This is a genomic window from Mycobacterium sp. OAS707, assembly GCF_014873705.1.
Lineage (GTDB): Bacteria > Actinomycetota > Actinomycetes > Mycobacteriales > Mycobacteriaceae > Mycobacterium.
Genome location: NZ_JADBDS010000005.1, coordinates 217,589 through 234,198 on the forward strand (window position 1 = coordinate 217,589; position 16,610 = coordinate 234,198).

Genomic DNA, 16,610 nt, shown 5'->3' on the forward strand with positions numbered 1-16,610 from the left:
GACGAACGTCGGACTCGCGAGTTCCAGGCGGACTCACTGCAACGACATGCGATTGAGTTCGGTGAGTGGATGGTCCGAGCCAGTAACAGTCACGCGCATGCTTTGGGCCACAAGGACTTGCGGCCTGCGCATGCGCGTCTGATGGTCTTCCTCGGTTGGGAGGGCAGCCGCATCACCGATATCGCCAAAGCGCAGGACGTCTCGAAAAACGCCGTCGGTCAACTCGTGACGGAACTGGAGGATCTCGGGTATGTCGAGCGGGTGCCTGATCCGGTCGACGGGAGGGCCAAGATCGTCCGATACACCCGCAAGGGGCGGGCGCTGATCGCCGACGCCGCCACGATCGCCGAACAGCTGAACGCGGAGATCGAAGAGGTCATCGGAGCAAAACGGCTCGGGCAACTGCGGGCGACGCTGGCCGACATCTGCCACCACCTCGACATCGGCCCGGCGCTGTGACCAACACCCTGGCGAAAGTGCGAGCAGTTGCAGAGCTCGTCGCGTCGAAGTCACCGTGGGTGCCGAGCGCGAACCGTCCAAGTCGTCGCTCGCGCATCGGCGACTCCGCTCGACGGCACCACCGGGACAACCGATCGTCGACGGCTTGCGGTGGAGTGGAACGCGACAGGCCGGCGCGCCGGTTTGCCTGCCAAGATCTTTGGGCTGCATGGCGATTCGCATCTTGGCACCAGCTACTCGCGGCCGGACGGCCGTTCGGGTCTGCTCGATTGGTAGGTGGTTTGGCGCGGGCCGGGCCTGCGTGGGGTCACGTATTGGATGATCTGTTCACGCGCTATCTCGACGGTGTGCGGAGGGCGGAGTCACCGAGGTACCGAGCGCGGAGGCGGTATTCGAGCGGTACAGGTTGTACTCCGCCAAGCGCGGGATGTCACGGCGATGACCATCGCCTGGCCAGGGTTGCATGCACAGGAGAACGCCGAGGCCGCCTGTGTCGCGGTCGAGGATCTGGGCACCGCCGCCGCTGCAAAGAGGGCCGGGAAGTAACGCTGTCAGCCCGTTGCGGCCTGCGCGGAGGACCAGGGCGTGTGGACTCTACCCAATACCATAATATAGTTATATAATTTAGGTCTGCTGCCAGGACGGAGCCACGCGTGCATCAGGTCCACACCAACTGCCGCATCTGCGCGCAGCGATGCGGTCTCACTGCGACGGTCGAAAACAACCGGATCGTGCGCATCGGGCCCGACAAGGAGAACCCGCTGTCGTGGCGGGACTTCTGTGTCAAGGGACGCACCGCCGCCGAACTGGTCGAGCACCACAGGCGGATCCTCGCGCCGATGCGACGGGTCGGCGACCGCTACGTGGAGGCCACTTACGAGGAAGCGTTCACAGAAATCGCCGAAGCCGTGCGCGGCGTTATCGGCCGCGGTGGACCGGAGGCGGTGGGCTGTTACTACGGCAATCCAGCCGGCTTCAACCCGACCGCACTGCCGGCACTGATCCGGTTCATGGGTGCGGTCGGCAGCAAGAGCATCTTCAACTGGGGCTCTGTCGACACCAACGCCAAGGCGGTCGTCAACGGTGAAATGTACGGAGTCACACTGCTGCCGATGATTCCCGACGTCGACGACTGCGACTGCTTCTTGTTCGTCGGCGCGAATCCCGCCGAGAGCAAGATGACCTGGATCACTTCGGTGCCGAACGGGTGGAAACGGATCCTCGACCGGGTTGAGCGCGGGGCCGACCTGATGGTGCTCGATCCATACCGCACCCCGACCGCTGCGGCTGCATCCTCGCACTGGGCGCTCGTGCCCGGCGAGGACTGGGCATTCCTCCTCGGCATGCTCAAGGTCATCTTCGACGACAACCTCGAGGACCGCGCGGCTTGCGACGCCGAGGACGGTATCGAGGACCTGCGCCGCCTCGCCGAGGATGCCCAGCTTGACGAGTTGGCGGCCCGCGCGGGTGTCGAACCAGAGGTGATCGAGGCGGCCGGTCTGCGATTCGGCCGGGCCCGCACCGCTATCGCCACCGCACGCACTGGCGTCTCACAAACCAGCAGGGGCACGCTCGCTTTGTGGCTGGCTGAAGTTCTCAATATCGTCACCGGTAACTGGGATCGTCGCGGCGGCAGGTATTTTCAGCCGGGCTACACGCCGCCCCGACTTCCTCCCTATGATCCCAACCCACATCTGTCGAGGGTGGCGACGCGACCTGCGATCGAGGGCTGCCACTCGCTGGCCGAACTGCCCGGCGAGATCATCACTCCCGGTCCAGGCCAGATTCGGGCGCTGTTCATCGACCACGGCAACCCGGTGGTGTCCGGACCCGAAGGCGACGCGCTCGACGAGGCGCTGGCCGATCTGGATCTGCTCGTGGCGGTCGACATGGTCCAGCGCGAAAGCCATCGCCACGCCGACTGGCTGATCCCCGGCACCCACTGGCTGGAGCGCAACGAGCTTGCGCCACATATCAACGTGACGCAGGAGCTGCCGTTCGCGCAGTTCGCCCCGCAAGCGGTCAACCCTCCGCCGAAGGTGCGGCCCGAACACGAGTTTTACGACGGCCTCGGCCGCGCACTGCAGCTTCCGGGTTATGGCCCCGACGAACCACCTTGGTCGCCGGAAGTGTCGTGGCGCCGGGCGGTTGAGCGGGGCGGTCGCATCTCTTGGGACGAGTTACGCGCGCATCCCCACGGTGTCCTGCTCGGCGACAAGGAGTTTGGCCACGCACGTGGTGTGCTGCGCACACCTGATCAACGAATCCGGCTCGCGCCCAGCCGCTTCGTGGCCGAGGCCAGGCGACAACTGGCCTGCCCGCCGCATATTGGCCCGGTCGACTTGCCACTGCGGCTCGGCAACCGTAGGCGGATCAGCTCGATGAACTCGTTCCTCAACGACCTGCCGGGCACGAGGAAGATAGTCGACCGCAACCGGGTCGAAATCAATGGGTTAGATGCCGCGCGGCTCGGCCTGAAGGATGGCGATCGCGCACGCGTGCGGTCGGCTACTGGGGCGATCGAGCTCGATGTTGCGGTGACCGATGCGCCGCGTCCGGGCGTCGTCATCGTCGAACACGGCTGGGGATCGCGGGTGTTCGACCCGGTCGGCGGCGGCGATCCCGAACTGCTCGGAGCCAACCGCAACCTGCTCACGGCGCGGACCGAGGAAGACCCGCTATCGCAGATGTCAGCGTTCAACGAGACCTGGGTGGCTGTCGAGCCGATCGGATCTCTCACAGAGACAGCTAAACGGCTAACCGGGCTTACACTGTAACGCAAGTCACGTTACAGTGTAAGGTTAGAGGCGCAAGCCCCGCCTCTAATGGCTCCCGAGAACGAGGACTGATGACGCAAGCGACGAAGTTCGATCCGCGGCTTGCGCCGCTGACCCAGCAGGTCAAGGCGATGGCGAGCCCGCAGGCGCTCTACAGCGAGAAGGCAGCCAAGATTCGCGCAGAGAAGTCTAACGGCGTCTGGAATCTCTATCGCCATGACGACATCATCAAGATCAACCGGCATCCAGCGATCCTCGGGAACGGCGGCCAGGGCGGCAGCTTCGGAAACGATAACCCGTTGATCCCTCTCGAGATCGACGGCGAGGACCACAAAAAGTGGCGCAAGCTGCTCGACCCGATCTTCGGCCCCAAGCAGATGTTCCCGCTGGAGGCGCAGATCCGCCAACTCGCCGGCGAACTCATCGACAACTTCGCCTCGCGCGGTGAAGCCGAACTGCACGACGAATTCTGTGTCCCACTGCCGTCTCTGACGTTCTTGCGTCTCGTCGGTGCACCGATCCAAGACCTCGACTTCTTCATCGAATTCAAGGACGGCGTAGTCCATCCCCGGGGCGACACGGTCGAGGACATGGAAGCGAACATGGCGGCCGCCGGCGCCAAACTGCTCGAGTACTTCGTGAACTTCCTCGCCGAACGCCGCAAGGAGACCGAGCAGAAAGAAGACGTCATCTCGGTTCTGCTGCGATCCGAGGTCGACGGCAAGCCGATCGAGGACTTGGACCTGTTGAACATCATGTTCCTGTTGATGTTCGCCGGCCTCGACACGGTGACCTCGTCGCTGTCGTGCATCTTCGCCTGGCTCGGTCAGCATCCGCAGGAGCGGGACCGACTGATCGCCGACCGCTCGCTGCTACCAGCCGCCATCGAAGAGATCATGCGCTACGAATCGCCGGTCCCTTCGGGGCAGCGTCATCCCACCGAAGACATCGACCTGGGCGACGGACTGGTCATCAAGGCGGGCGAGCCCATTCACGCGTTTTGGGCGGCCGCCAACGTCGACCCCACCCACTATGACGATCCCCTGAGGGTGAACTTCGACCGCGGGCGCCAAAGCCACATCGTGTTCGCCAGCGGCACACACCGCTGCCTCGGCTCTCATCTCGCGCGGATGGAGCTCAGAATCGCGTTGGACGAAATCCTGACTCGCATACCGGATTACACCGTCCCCGCTGTCGGAGACTTGGTATACGACAATGTTTCGGTCCGCGCCGTCACTCGTCTACCGATCAAGTTCACCCCGGGCTAGCCGCTGTCTGACATTGCTTATCGGCGGCGAGATCTCTTCTTCGCCGACAGCTGCGCTCGCAGTCCCTCGATGATGGTGTCCACGCCGTAGGTGAAGAAGTCACGTCCGCGCAGACCGGTCAGATGGGGCACCAGCTTGGCCAGGGTGTCCTCCAGCTCGCCGGGGTCCACCTCGGAGGGATCAGGGGTGTCCAATTCCACCACCTGATAGCGGCCGAACAGGTAGGTATGGATCATCGCGTAGGACAGAAAGACTCGGGGTCCTTCAAAACCCGCGCTCTGCAATATTGCCAGGATCCCGTTCATCAGGCGCTGGTCTGTGCTGCGCATACGCTCGAGCATCACGGTCGCGATACCGGGATGATCATGCAGCCGCGCATCGATGCCGTACAAGACGGTGCGCAACCGCTCCTCCCACGGACCCGAATCTGGTTCGGGCAGTTCTACTTCCGAAAGCAGCTTGTGGGCCACGAGGTCGAGAAGTTCACGTTTATCGCTGACATACCAATACGGCGCCATCGCTGATCGGCCAAGTTCTCGAGAGAGTCGGCGCATCGACAGTGCTTCGAGACCTTCTGCGCGGATGATGTCCAGCGCCGCGTCGACGATCTGCGCTTCGGTCAGCGTCGGCGGCTTGCCCCGCCGTGCGTTTCCCGACGCTTTGGTCGCGGCGGCCTGTTTGGCGGCGATCAGCGTGCTCCGTTCAGTCGCTCAAGTTGACGCCTTGATGCTAGATGACAGGTTCGCGGTTGGGCGGCCTCATATGCCCAGGCGGTCGAGCAATCGCTCGTGGAACACCGCGGGACCGCCGAGCAGCAGACTTGCCGACAGCGCCCGTCGGAGGATCGCGGAAGCCTCCTTGGATTCCCTCGCGATTTCGGCCGCCAGGGTCGCCACCCGCAACGACGCTGTTGAGCATCCGATGTGCGCCACGGCTGCAGAACCCACCTCCGCGTCTGCGCTGAGCGCTTGCGTCCATAGCGAAACAGCGGTCGCGTGATCCAGCACCGTGCGCGTGAGATCGGTCGGTGCTTCGACGTCGGTGTGATCGAGCAATACCGCGACAGCGCGCTCGATGAGGCCGACCTGTTCACCGGCCAACGCGACCATCGCGAGATCGATGGTTTCGCGCATCAAAGCGCCGCCGTGCCCTTCTTTACCGAGCAACCTGGTAGGCGTGTCGTCGAAGTCCACGCGGAACAGTGCCCGGGTCGCATCGATGGAGTCCATTTCGATGATCGTCAGCCCAACAGCTTCGCTATCCACGGCGTACAGCGAAGGCCCCGCGATCGAGCGCGCGATGACAAGGATCACGTCAGCGCCCGCCGCGTCAGGAACGAATAGTTTTGTGCCCGAGAGCCGCCAGTCATCGCCGTCGGGCCACGCCTTGGTGCGCACAAGCGCGGGATCCCATGATCCCGATCGTTCTGCCGCGGCAAAGGTCGCGCGAAGCTCGCCCTTCTCGATACGTTCACGCAGCGCGGTGCCCTCGCCGCCGAGCGCGCGCAGCGATTGCCAGGCGAGGCCGACGTTCGAAAACAGCGGGGCCTCGCTCAACGCCTTTCCGTAGCCACGCATCGCCGCGCTGAGTCCCGCTGTTTCGGACGTCGCCATCATGAGCCAATTCGACTCGTCGGGATAGGTGCTTCGCGATATCGCGCCGAGGTAATCGGTTGCGCGGCTGCGCACTTGGTGGTGTGCCTGGCTGGCGATCCGGTCGAACGAAGCGGGGTCGCTAGCTGCAGCGAGGAATTCGGCGCGCAATGCGCTGCCGGAATCCGCGATGAGGTGCGGCCCGAGCACGTCGGCGGTAAAGCGCGCGCCCGCAGCCAGGCTGCGCGCATGCAGGACCGTTGCGATCGCCTCGTCCGGAATCTCGCCGCGGGCAGCGGCGACCGCTACCAGGAGCGAGCTCAGATCGCGCCGCAGCGCGCGGTCATCCCACGTCCACGTCGATCGCATCAGTGCCGAGAGCGTCTCGGGGATCAGCGCATTCTGGAACTCCCGATGAATCGAAATGCCCGAGCCTGTCTCCGCAGTGCCGGTTGCCACCTGCGACCTCCCTGGTCGATCTCCGTCAGCTCTTGGCCAACTTCAACATTACAGTGTAAGGTCGAACCAGTCCACGTGGGTGACGCGCAACCAAAGGAGCCTTCGACCATGACGCAGGTAACCGAAATATCGCCCGGGTCCGATCAGCTAGAGAAAATCTGGGCCCACTCGGGTGATTCGCACGCCATGGAGCCCGCGGATCTATGGACGTCGCGGCTGCCCAAGCGCTTCGCCGACCGTGCCCCGCGTACTGAGCGCGGCGAGAAGTACGAGATCGTATATGTCGACGGTCGACAGCTGAGTCGCCAGCTCAACGACTTCATGGACGCGATGCGTCCGCCGGGCGCGTCGGACATCGAGATCCGGCTGCAGGACCTGGACCGAGAAGGTGTGCAATGCCAGCTCGCTTTTCCGTCCGCCGGGTTCTGGACGGTCAACATCCAGGATGCCGAGTTGTCCCGCATGTCTGCCCGCGCATGGAACGAGTGGTCCCGCGACGAGGTGATGTCTTGGCAGAAGCGCATTTTCACTCCGGCCATCGTGCCGCTGGTAGATCCGGCCGATGCCGCTGCGGAGGTGGAATGGGCCGCCGAGCAAGGCTTTCAGGCAATCTTCCTGCCGTGCACGATGCCCGCGGAAAAGGAGTGGGGTCTGGATCTCTGGGAACCATTGTGGTCGGCCGCCGATGCCAACAACATGGTGCTGGCCTACCACATCGGCACGGGCGGCGAAAACGTCGTCTACCGGGGACCCGGCGGCGCCGTAGTGAATTACATGGAGACGACGTATCCGGGGATGCGCGTGGTGTCGCATCTCGTCGCAGGCGGCGCTTTGGATAGGCATCCGGACCTCAAGGTGCTCATCGCCGAGGGCGGAGCGGGATGGGTTCCCGCCATCGGGGACCGGATGGACGAGGCGTACCGGCAACACGGAATGTTCGTGCGTCCCAGGCTGACTCGGCTTCCCAGCGAGATCGTTCGCCAACAGGTCTACGCCTCCTTCCAGCACGACATCAGTGCGGTCCAGATCATTGAGGACACGCAGTACGACAACGTGTTGTGGGGCGACGATTACCCACACCTGGAGGGCACTTACGGCCATACCCAGGAGACGCTGCATCAGTTGTTCGACTCGGTCGATCCGCAAATCAAGGAGCGAGTACTGCGGGGGACGTTCGAGGAATTGTTCAACGTGCCGAAATTGGACGACAACTCCGTTCCGCGGTGACCGACACAGCTGCCGCATATCGGCCGGCGCCCGATCCGCAAGAGGAGTGGGCCGCCACCCGGGGTGTGCTGATGAGCTACGCCTACCTCGGATCACGGCCCGAGGCCATCGACTCCAACAGCGCCCAGAATGTGCTCGACCTGCGGTCGGATCTGCGTACGCCCGTCGGGGCTGTGCTTGCATCGCCGCTCGCGATCGCCATGCTCGACGCTGCGACCGTCAACGTCGAAGGGATGAGGGTCCTCGCCGTCACTCAGATCGATATCGACATTGTCGACTGCGCGCTCGATATCCGTCACGTGCGTCTGGCCGGACGGATCACCACCGAAATGCGCTCGCAGCTGTTCACCGAAGCGCGCATCACCGATGCCGAACATCCCGACCGGCACATCGGATTCGGCACCGCGAACTGGGCGGTGCTCGGAGGGACACCGCACCGGTTCTGTTTTCCTCAACCCGGTCCGCCTGAGGTCGGCGGGTCGGGGTTGCCACCGCTGTGGCATGCGTATTCCGGTCGCCGACGTGACGACGGCACGATGGAGATCCCTCGCCTGCCGCTCGAGGTCGGCGAGGAGCGACTGCACCACGGGCCGATGCTCGTCGTCAGCGAGGCTGTCGCGCTGGCGTGCGCTGCCGAGGAGCTGGGCACCGATGAGCTTGTGGTCGAGCACCTGGCGATGACGGTCGTGGCGCCGGGCCGCGCGGGACCGTTCATCGCGACGGCGGTGTACACGGCGACCGAAGGTGATTCCGTCGGCTGCAGGGTTGAAATGCGTGACGCGGGACGGGGCGACCAACTGATCGCCGCGACGTTCGTGCGTATGCAGATGTATTGATCGCCCACTAGCGGTGTGACCCGCATAACTTTATGGTGTAAAATTAATCGCGGACACGCGTACGCCAAGGAGGCTTGTATGGAGTCGATCTGCGCTGGCATCAACGTGGTCGAACTCGGCTCTGGAAGTATCGCCGCCTCCATCGCCGGAGTCGTGCTCGCCGACGCGGGCGCCCGCGTGATCAAGGTCGAGCCGCCGGACGGTGACCGTCTCCGCACGCACAACCCGAGCGGATTTCTCGTCTGGAATCGCGGCAAGGAGAGCCTGGTCGCCGACCTGCACACGGCGGATGGTCAACAGACGGTTCGCGACTTGGCCGCGCATGCCGATGTGGTCATCGAGGGGTTTGCACCTGGCAGAACATCGGCATGGGGAATAGGTGCGAACGACCTCCGCGCTGCGAACCCGGCGCTAATTCATTGTGCGGTAACCGGTTTCGGGACCTCTGGCCCGTATGCCGGGTTGAAGGCCTACGATTCGCTGGTCGCTGCGAAGGTGGGCCTGTGGGCGCGCGGCGCTTTCGGGCATCGGGATGGACCGATCATGTTCCCCGTGCCGTGGGGCAGCTTCGGTGCCGGGATGCAGTCAGTAGCAGGCATCATCGGCGCGCTGATGGTGCGCGAAAAGACGGGCCGTGGGCAGACGTTGGGTGCCACGCTGGTGGCCGGCCTCGACCCGATCGACTACTTCGTGACCACTGTCGTACAGGTGATGGCCAAGCGTGGTGAGAAGCCGAACGCCGATGCCCGCGCTGCTACGGCGGCGAGTCGATTCGGGGTGCTCCTCGTCACCAGAGATGGCCGTTTCGTACAAACCTCGACGATGCTTCCCCATCAGGGCAGGGCGCTGTGCGAGGTGGCGGGCGTCGGCAGTTGCCTTGAGGATCCTCGCTTCCAAGCGCTGCCCACGTTCGCCAACGCCGACGACGCCCAAGAATGGGAAGAGTTGTTGCAGGAAGCTTTTCGCGCAAAGGATCTCGACCATTGGCTGCCTTTATTGGAAGCCAGCCCCAACGTCGCGTTCGAAGTGGCGGTCACCAGCGAGGAGGGACTGACTCATCCGCAAATCGTGCACAACGGCGACGTGGTGACGGTTCACGACGCGGCGCTGGGTCCCGTCCGACAGGTCGGACCGGTCGGACACTTCGACAAGACACCGATCGGCCCGACGCGGTCGGCGCCCGCTCTCGACGAGAACGCGGGACCGCTGATAGCCCACGACTTCCCCGCAGGTGGTTCGGCTGCACCGAACCACGCGTTCGACGGCATCACAGTTGTCGAGTTCGGCTGCTTCTACGCGATGCCGTACGCGACCGCGATACTTGCTTCCCTTGGCGCGCGGGTCATCAAGATCGAAGACGGTAACGGCGATCCGCATCGCAATTCCTTTGGACCCGAGGTGGCCAGCACCAAAACCACCGCGGGCAAGGAGAGTCTGTCGGTCGATCTGCGGACAGCTGAGGGCCGTGCGGTTGCGCAGCAGGTGGTGGCCAATGCCGACGCCTTCGTGAATGGCTTTCGGTCCGGTGTTGCCGAGAAGCTGGGGCTCGGCTACGAAGAGTTGTCCGAACTGAACCCTCGGCTTTTCTATGTGCATGCCGCGGGTTACGGCACTGACGGCCCCTATGCTCATCGCGCGCTCTATGCACAGGCAGCGCAAACGGTGGCGGGTAGCTTCGGCAGGCAGGTCGGTTACTGGATGGATCCAGCGCAGAGCGAGGGCTTCTCGGTGATGGAGCTTCAGGCGGTGGTCTTACCGCGACTGAACATGCTCGTCGATGGCGACAGCAATGCCGCTCTGGTGTTACTTGCCGCGCTCTCGCTCGGCCTCTACGGGACACAAAAGACCGGTGTCGGACAGTTCATGCGGACGTCGATGATCGGAACGAACGCCTGGGCGTATTCCGATGACTTCTGCAGTTATCAAGGCAAGCCGCCGATTCCGTTGTGCGACAGCGAATACTACGGCACCGCACCGCTTGACCGGGTGTACCCCGCGAGCGGTGACGGCTGGGTGTGCTTGTCTGTGCGTACCGACGACGAGTTCGCAGCGCTTCGTCAGGCTTTGGAGTTGCCCGAGGTGGCCGCCGACGATGCCCAGCTCGAGTCACTGCTCGCCGGCAGATTCATTCAACGTCCTGCGGCCGACTGGGAATCGGCGCTGACCGCTGCGGGGGTCGGCTGCGTCGAGGTGAACATGAAGGGGCAGCCGATCTTCACAGCGTACGACCCGATACTTCGCGAGACCGGGTTGACCGTCGTCGATCAACATCCGGTGTTCGGTGAGATGGTCAGGGCTGCACCGCCCGTCACTTTTTCGGAGACACCAGGACGGGTTGCCCCGTCGTGCCTGCGCGGCCAGCACAACAGGACGATCCTTGCCGAGCTGGGCTATAGCGACGGGGACATCGCCAAGCTCGAAGAGCTCGAGGCCGTGATCCCCCCCGCTTCATCATGATTCCGCGCGAACCCAGAGATTTTGTCGAGGCGCGCGACGTGCTTGCCATCGCCCACTTGGCCGCCGCGTACGCTGACGCCGTCTCGCGTGGAAAGGTCGCCGAAGCCTGCCTGACGTAGGCCGAAGATGGCGAACTGCATTCTCTGACAACGGAACCGGCCATAGGCCGAGAAGCGGTCACCGCCACCATCACGGCCACCTGCGCGACTTTGCAGTTTGTGTTTCAGACCGTGCATCAGGGGCTGGTGCAGGTCGACGGAGATATCGCGCGGGCACGCTTTCCGATCACCGAGTGGGCCCGTCGTACCCTCGATGCGCGTCCGATCCAGTTCCTCGGTGTTTACGAGGACGAGTGCGTGCGCACTTCAGAGGGGTGGCGATTCGCGCGGCGCACGCTGCTGCCGAGGACGTTGGGGCGCCCGGAGGGCTTGAGCGGCAGAGTGATACCGCTCGACGGGCTGACTGACTGGGCCTAGACCGCCGGGTCCGCCTCGGCGATCAGCTTATTCAGCGTTGCACGTTCGGAGTCCGTCCACGGCCGGGTCCCGGAACGGTCGTTGTTCATGACGACTTGAACGGTTTTCACCGTCGAGCACTTTCCCTGGGCGGTCGCGATGACGCTCACCGTCGTCAGTGATGTGGTGCCGACACTGTCCACCACCGACGACACCTCGACGAGATCCAGTTCCTCGACCGGATGGTGATAGTCAACGGCGTTGTGGACCACCACAACCGAGTTCCATGCGTCAGGAAGCACATCGCGCAAGAAGACCGCTCGAGCTTCCTCCGCGTAGACCAGATAGACGCTGTTGTTGACGTGACCGACGGGATCGAGATCGGTCCACCGCGGGATGAGCCGTAGGACCGGGCCCCCGGTTCGGCTAGCGGCCAAGCTGACCGCGCAGCTCTTCGGGAATGGCTCCAGACGTGATGTCGTCGCTCTGGCCGAGGTCGGTGGGGAAGATGATGGATGTACGGGCGAAGTTTCCGCCGTCCGCGGACTGAATCACCTGTCCCGACATGTATGCCGACTCATCGGACGCCAGGAACAACGCGAGGTTCGCATTGTCGCGGATGACCGGCGGCCGGTCGAGGCGAAGCGGCATTGCCCGTTGTTCGGGCTCCCACGGCGTCATCTCCTCATACGACTTGCCCAGCACATCGGCTTCGGGTGGTAGTGCGAAGTTGACCGACATCCCATGTGTGGGCGCCAAACCATTGGCCCGGATCCCATACTTCCCAAGCTCGAGAGCGGCGGCCCGCACCAGACCGTTGGCGCCGGCCTTGGACGCCGTGTACATCGGAAATCCCGGATACGCGTTGAACGCTGCCGCCGAAGTGGTGGCCAGCAGCGTGCCCCCGCCATTGGCGATCATCCATTTCGCAGCGTGCTTCCACGCGAGGTAGATCCCGGTCAGGTTGACCGCGATGATGTCGTGCCAGTCGTCGAGTTCGGAGTCGGCGAACGAGTCCATGCCGAATCCGGGCTCTGGAACACCAGCATTGGCCCACATCACATCGATCCGCCCGTAAGCGTCGATCGCGGCTTCGACCAACCGCTTCATGTCCGCTTCGACGCGCACATCGGCGTCAATCGCGCTGGCCGTCCCGCCCGCAGCCTCGACCTCCTTGGCGACTGCCTGCGCCCGACCCGGAACCTTGTCGCTGGTGACGATGGTCGCGCCTTCGGCCGAGAACAGCAGCGCGCCTTCACGTCCCAGCCCGGAGCCTGACCCGGTGATCACCACCACCTTGTCGGCTAGCCGTAATGGCCTTGGGCTAGAAGTTATTTCGCTCATCCGGTCGTCACACCTTTGCCGGGCTGGCAACGGTCTTGATCCGCAGGTAATCGCGGAAACCCGCAAGGCCGTGCTCGCTACCTACGCCGCTGATACCCCAGCCACCGAACGGCGCGTCGGGAGACAGGTAGAACGAGTTGTTGATGTTCACCGTGCCCGCTCTCAGCCGATTCGCCACTCGCCACGCACGTTCCTCGTCGCGGGATTGGACGTACGCCGACAACCCGTAGCGGGTGTTGTTCGCGACGCGGACGGCCTCATCGTCGTCGCCGTCGTACCGGATCACGCTCAGCACCGGCCCGAAAACCTCTGACTGGGCGATCTCGGCGTTTTCGTCGACGTCGGCGAGAACGGTTGGCTCATACCAGAATCCCTTGCCCCCGCGATCAGCACGCTTGCCGCCGCACAGCACCCGGGCGCCGGCGTCCTTGGCGCGATCCACCAGCCCGACGATGCGCTCCAACTGCTCGCCGCGGATGATCGGTCCCACCACGTTGGTCGGGTCGGTCGGGTCGCCCCACGGTAGGTTGCTCACCATCGCCTCGAGACGCTGCAGCACCTCGTCGTAGATATCCGCGTGCACGATCATCCGGGTGGGGAGCGCGCAGCCCTGGCCGCTACTCGACATACACATCCCGACCCCGAGCGCGGCCGCCATGTCCAGATCGGCATCCGGAAGCAACACGTTCGCCGATTTCCCGCCGAGTTCCAGTACGACGTGGCGGATCCCATTCGCGGCGCGCTCCATGATCCGCTGACCGACGCCGGGTGAACCTGTGAAGTGGAACATGTCGACCCGCGGATCACCGGTCAGCGCGTCGCCTGCGATCGCTTTGTCTTCCGAGCTGATCATGTTCACGACGCCGGCTGGGATATCGGTCGATTCGCCGATGACCTGAGCCATCTTGGCCGCCGTCAGCGGGGTGTCCGGAGCGCTCTTGAGCACCACGGTGTTGCCGGTGGCCATCGAGTGCGTGACTTTCCAGATGGCGGTCATGAACGGAGCGTTCCATGGGGTGACGGCACCGACGACGCCGTACGGCTCGTACCGGACCCGCCGGTCGCTCTGCATGCCGAGCAGCTCGTAGGGCCCCAGATCTTCTTCCCACATGAACGACGTGGTCAGGTCGTTCCAAAAGTCCATCCCGTCGATCATCCTGTCGACGTGGGTCACGATGACCGAGCTGGCGACACCCGCCTCTGCGGTGACGAGTCTCTGGAATTCCTCGGCCTCATTGCGCAACGCCGCTTGAAGCTGCTCGAGGCAGTGCCGCCGGAACTTGTGATCGGTGCCCCACGACGTCTCGTCAGCGACCCGGCGTGCGGCCGTCACCGCGTCGTGAACGTCTTCCGGGCCCGCGTCGGCGGCACTGGCGACCACCGACTCGTCGGCGGGGTTGATGACGTCATAGCGGCGAGACGAGCGCGCCTCGCGGAACTCTCCGTCGATGAAAAGGCGACCCTCGTATTCGGTCCGCGCCATTGGTGACCTTCCTTCAGATACAGGCATAGAGGAGCTGTCCCGTTGAAACATCTAACTCCTTTACACTGTAACGTGGCGTGGGATACAGCACAACCGCTGTCTGCTGAGGGTGGTTCACCTTACGGTGTAAGGTCATGCCATGCGTGAGGAAGCGCCAGTCGAGACACTGGGTCGGATCCACCACGACGGCCCTGACGACGGCCTGCGCGCCGTCCAATCTTTCACCGGCGTGGTGTTGTGCGGTTCTTGCCAACGCCTCTCCCGATGTCGCTTGGGTATGCGCCGCGAAACACTCGGCGCCGACGGGGTCGTCGTCAGCGAGATCGAGTGCCCGCGTGACAACGAGGGCGGGCCGAACGTCGCGCACGGTGGCTGGACGGCCGGAATCCTCGACGAGATGGTCGGTCACGCGCTGCTGCTGCAGGGAGAGTTCGTGGTGACCGGGACCCTCCAGGTGAAATTCGTCAAGCCGGTGCCAATCGAGCGGCCACTGATCGGCCGCGCCTGGGAGGCGGGCCGAGAGGGCCGACGCGTGTTCGTCCATGCGGAAATCGTGTTGGCAGGCACGGATGTCGTCGTCGCGGCCGCAGAAGCGATCATGGTGCGCCGCCCTGCAGATCATTTCGCACGTCACGAGAAATGGCTGAAGAGTCTGAACGGAGAAGCACGATGACGTCTCTGCTATCTGACCGCGTGGCGTTCGTGACCGGTGCCGCACGCGGCCAGGGTCGAAGCCACGCCGTGCGGCTAGCGCGCGAGGGCGCCTCGATCATCGCAATCGACATCGCGGGCCCGGCTGCGAATGCCAACACCTATCCGGCACCGACGGAGGCCGACCTGAAGGAGACCGTGCGACTGGTCGAAGCCGAAGACGCGCCCATCATCTACCGGGTCGTCGATGTCCGCGACGGAGAGGCGCTGGGCGAGGTGCTCGGCACAGGGGTCGCTGAACTCGGTGGCCGGCTCGACGTCGTGGTGGCCAACGCGGGCATCTGCAACTGGGGGCGGTTCTGGGAGATGCCCGACGAGCAGTGGGAAACGCTGATCGACATCAACCTCACCGGCGTCTGGCGGACGATGAAAGCCGCTGTGCCGCACATGCTCTCAGCGGGCAACGGTGGCTCGATCGTCACTGTCAGCTCGGTCGCAGGCATCAAATCGCTGCCGGGTCAGGCGCACTACAGCGCCGCCAAGCACGGCGTGGTGGGTCTGACCAAGAGCGCGGCAATCGAACTCGGCGAGTACGGGATCCGGGTGAACTCCATCCACCCGTGGGGTGTGGCCACGGCGATGGCCGAGGATCCGATGACGGCGACCATGCTGACCGAGCATCCGGCGTACGTCATGTCGTTCGGCAGCGCCATGCCGCAGATTCCTCTCGCGGCCCCCGAGGACATCTCCGACGCCGTGGTGTGGCTGGCGTCCGACCTGTCACGCACCGTCACCGGGACGCAGTTGACTCTGGACATGGGTGCCACGAAGATCTGATTTCACTCGCTACTGTGTATCGATGAGCCTGAAGGCCGCCGATGTCGTTGCGACCGCACTGCGCAGGCGGATCATCCTCGGCGAACTCGAGGAGGGGGACTCACTGCCGCCGGAGAGCGAGTTGCTCGCCGATCTCGGAGTATCCAAACCGACCCTGCGGCAGGCCATCAGGATCCTGGAGTCGGAGTCATTGGTTTCGGTGCGCCGCGGTCCGCGTGGAGGAGTCCATGTCAGCGTGCCCAAGGTGGAGACCGCTGCCGGTTACGCGGCCACGGTGCTCGAGTATCGGCGAGCCACTACGGCCGATCTCTTCGCGGCCGCAGCGGCGCTGGAAGGGCCCTGCGTCGCGATGCTCGCGCGGTCGCACACCGTCGATCAGCTTCAACGGTTGAGGGCCGCCGTTGCGGCCGAGGCGGAGGCAGTCGGCGATCCGCAGCGGCTTTTGGCTCTGGAGAACGACTTTCACCGCCTGTTGATCGAGTGCGCGGGCAATGCCACGCTGCGGGTGCTGTGTGAGATGGTGCGCGTCGTCATCGACGCTGCGACGAGCCGGTACATGTCGGTCACCAGGCCCGCCGTTCACGGCCCGGCCCTAGCCGCGGGAGCCCGCACGCATCGCCGCGTCGTCGACCTGATCGAGCGCGGTGACTTCGCGGCAGCAGAGACTTTGTGGCGGAAGCACATCCGTGAAACCGCCGCGCAGGTTGGCGGCGGTGCGGAGAACCTAGTCGACATCCTCCGCTAATCCCTCAGATCGCTAGGTTG

General features: G+C 64.3%; 15 protein-coding genes. 10 read left to right on the plus strand and 5 right to left on the minus strand.

What is annotated here, in order from left to right; all coding sequences use genetic code 11:
* Window positions 1-69: 69 nt before the first annotated feature.
* The 3 genes from GGC64_RS29595 (at window position 70) to GGC64_RS29605 (ending at window position 4,504) form a co-directional block, all read left to right on the plus strand.
* On the plus strand, window positions 70-459 hold the full coding sequence (locus GGC64_RS29595; RefSeq protein WP_192726160.1) for a MarR family winged helix-turn-helix transcriptional regulator: 390 nt from the start codon (window positions 70-72) through the stop codon (window positions 457-459).
* Window positions 460-1,112: 653 nt separating this feature from the next.
* Window positions 1,113-3,236, plus strand: a complete 2,124-nt coding sequence (locus tag GGC64_RS29600; protein ID WP_192726161.1) for a molybdopterin-dependent oxidoreductase — start codon at window positions 1,113-1,115, stop codon at window positions 3,234-3,236.
* 71 nt (window positions 3,237-3,307) lie between these two features.
* Window positions 3,308-4,504: a cytochrome P450 gene (locus GGC64_RS29605; protein WP_192726162.1), complete on the plus strand. Its 1,197-nt coding sequence runs from the start codon at window positions 3,308-3,310 to the stop codon at window positions 4,502-4,504.
* Window positions 4,505-4,521: 17 nt separating this feature from the next.
* On the opposite strand, the gene GGC64_RS29610 is transcribed toward GGC64_RS29605, so the two are convergent.
* Together GGC64_RS29610 and GGC64_RS29615 are read right to left on the minus strand one after the other, a co-directional pair.
* The gene (locus GGC64_RS29610) at window positions 4,522-5,196 is read right to left on the minus strand and encodes a TetR/AcrR family transcriptional regulator C-terminal domain-containing protein (RefSeq protein WP_192726462.1); all 675 of its coding nucleotides are present in this window, start codon (window positions 5,194-5,196) and stop codon (window positions 4,522-4,524) included.
* A 66-nt stretch (window positions 5,197-5,262) separates the two neighbouring features.
* The gene (locus tag GGC64_RS29615; protein WP_192726163.1) at window positions 5,263-6,555 is read right to left on the minus strand and encodes an acyl-CoA dehydrogenase family protein; all 1,293 of its coding nucleotides are present in this window, start codon (window positions 6,553-6,555) and stop codon (window positions 5,263-5,265) included.
* Between the two features lie 108 nt (window positions 6,556-6,663).
* On the opposite strand from GGC64_RS29615, the gene GGC64_RS29620 reads away from it, so the two are divergent.
* The 4 genes from GGC64_RS29620 to GGC64_RS29635 all read left to right on the plus strand — a co-directional run bounded on the left by GGC64_RS29620 (window position 6,664) and on the right by GGC64_RS29635 (window position 11,551).
* On the plus strand, window positions 6,664-7,782 hold the full coding sequence (locus GGC64_RS29620) for an amidohydrolase family protein (RefSeq protein ID WP_192726164.1): 1,119 nt from the start codon (window positions 6,664-6,666) through the stop codon (window positions 7,780-7,782).
* Window positions 7,779-8,618 carry a hypothetical protein gene (locus tag GGC64_RS29625; protein ID WP_192726165.1) on the plus strand — a complete coding sequence of 280 codons (840 nt, stop codon included), beginning with the start codon at window positions 7,779-7,781 and terminating at the stop codon, window positions 8,616-8,618. The genes GGC64_RS29620 and GGC64_RS29625 overlap by 4 nt, the downstream gene beginning before the upstream one ends.
* A gap of 78 nt (window positions 8,619-8,696) precedes the next feature.
* The gene (locus tag GGC64_RS29630; RefSeq protein ID WP_192726166.1) at window positions 8,697-11,075 is read left to right on the plus strand and encodes a CaiB/BaiF CoA-transferase family protein; all 2,379 of its coding nucleotides are present in this window, start codon (window positions 8,697-8,699) and stop codon (window positions 11,073-11,075) included.
* Between the two features lie 134 nt (window positions 11,076-11,209).
* A complete protein-coding gene (locus GGC64_RS29635; protein ID WP_304611136.1) occupies window positions 11,210-11,551 on the plus strand; it encodes a nuclear transport factor 2 family protein in 342 nt (113 codons plus the stop codon).
* Here the strand turns inward: GGC64_RS29635 and GGC64_RS29640 are convergent.
* From GGC64_RS29640 to GGC64_RS29650, 3 genes are read right to left on the minus strand one after another with little or no spacing between them, the layout of a single operon-like run.
* The gene (locus GGC64_RS29640) at window positions 11,548-11,967 is read right to left on the minus strand and encodes an acyl-CoA thioesterase (protein ID WP_192726167.1); all 420 of its coding nucleotides are present in this window, start codon (window positions 11,965-11,967) and stop codon (window positions 11,548-11,550) included. The two genes, GGC64_RS29635 and GGC64_RS29640, sit on opposite strands and share 4 nt — an antisense overlap.
* Complete coding sequence (locus GGC64_RS29645; protein WP_192726168.1) at window positions 11,957-12,874, minus strand: SDR family NAD(P)-dependent oxidoreductase; 918 nt, start codon at window positions 12,872-12,874, stop codon at window positions 11,957-11,959. The genes GGC64_RS29640 and GGC64_RS29645 overlap by 11 nt, the downstream gene beginning before the upstream one ends.
* Before the next feature lie 7 nt (window positions 12,875-12,881).
* A complete protein-coding gene (locus GGC64_RS29650) occupies window positions 12,882-14,357 on the minus strand; it encodes an aldehyde dehydrogenase family protein (protein ID WP_192726169.1) in 1,476 nt (491 codons plus the stop codon).
* 139 nt (window positions 14,358-14,496) lie between these two features.
* Between GGC64_RS29650 and GGC64_RS29655 the strand changes: the two genes are divergently transcribed.
* From GGC64_RS29655 to GGC64_RS29665, 3 genes are read left to right on the plus strand one after another with little or no spacing between them, the layout of a single operon-like run.
* A complete protein-coding gene (locus GGC64_RS29655) occupies window positions 14,497-15,030 on the plus strand; it encodes a PaaI family thioesterase (RefSeq protein WP_192726170.1) in 534 nt (177 codons plus the stop codon).
* Window positions 15,027-15,845 (plus strand): mycofactocin-coupled SDR family oxidoreductase, encoded by an 819-nt coding sequence (locus tag GGC64_RS29660; RefSeq protein ID WP_192726171.1) that lies wholly within the window; start codon window positions 15,027-15,029, stop codon window positions 15,843-15,845. The genes GGC64_RS29655 and GGC64_RS29660 overlap by 4 nt, the downstream gene beginning before the upstream one ends.
* 22 nt (window positions 15,846-15,867) lie before the next feature.
* Window positions 15,868-16,590 (plus strand): FadR/GntR family transcriptional regulator, encoded by a 723-nt coding sequence (locus tag GGC64_RS29665; RefSeq protein WP_192726172.1) that lies wholly within the window; start codon window positions 15,868-15,870, stop codon window positions 16,588-16,590.
* Window positions 16,591-16,610: the final 20 nt, after the last annotated feature.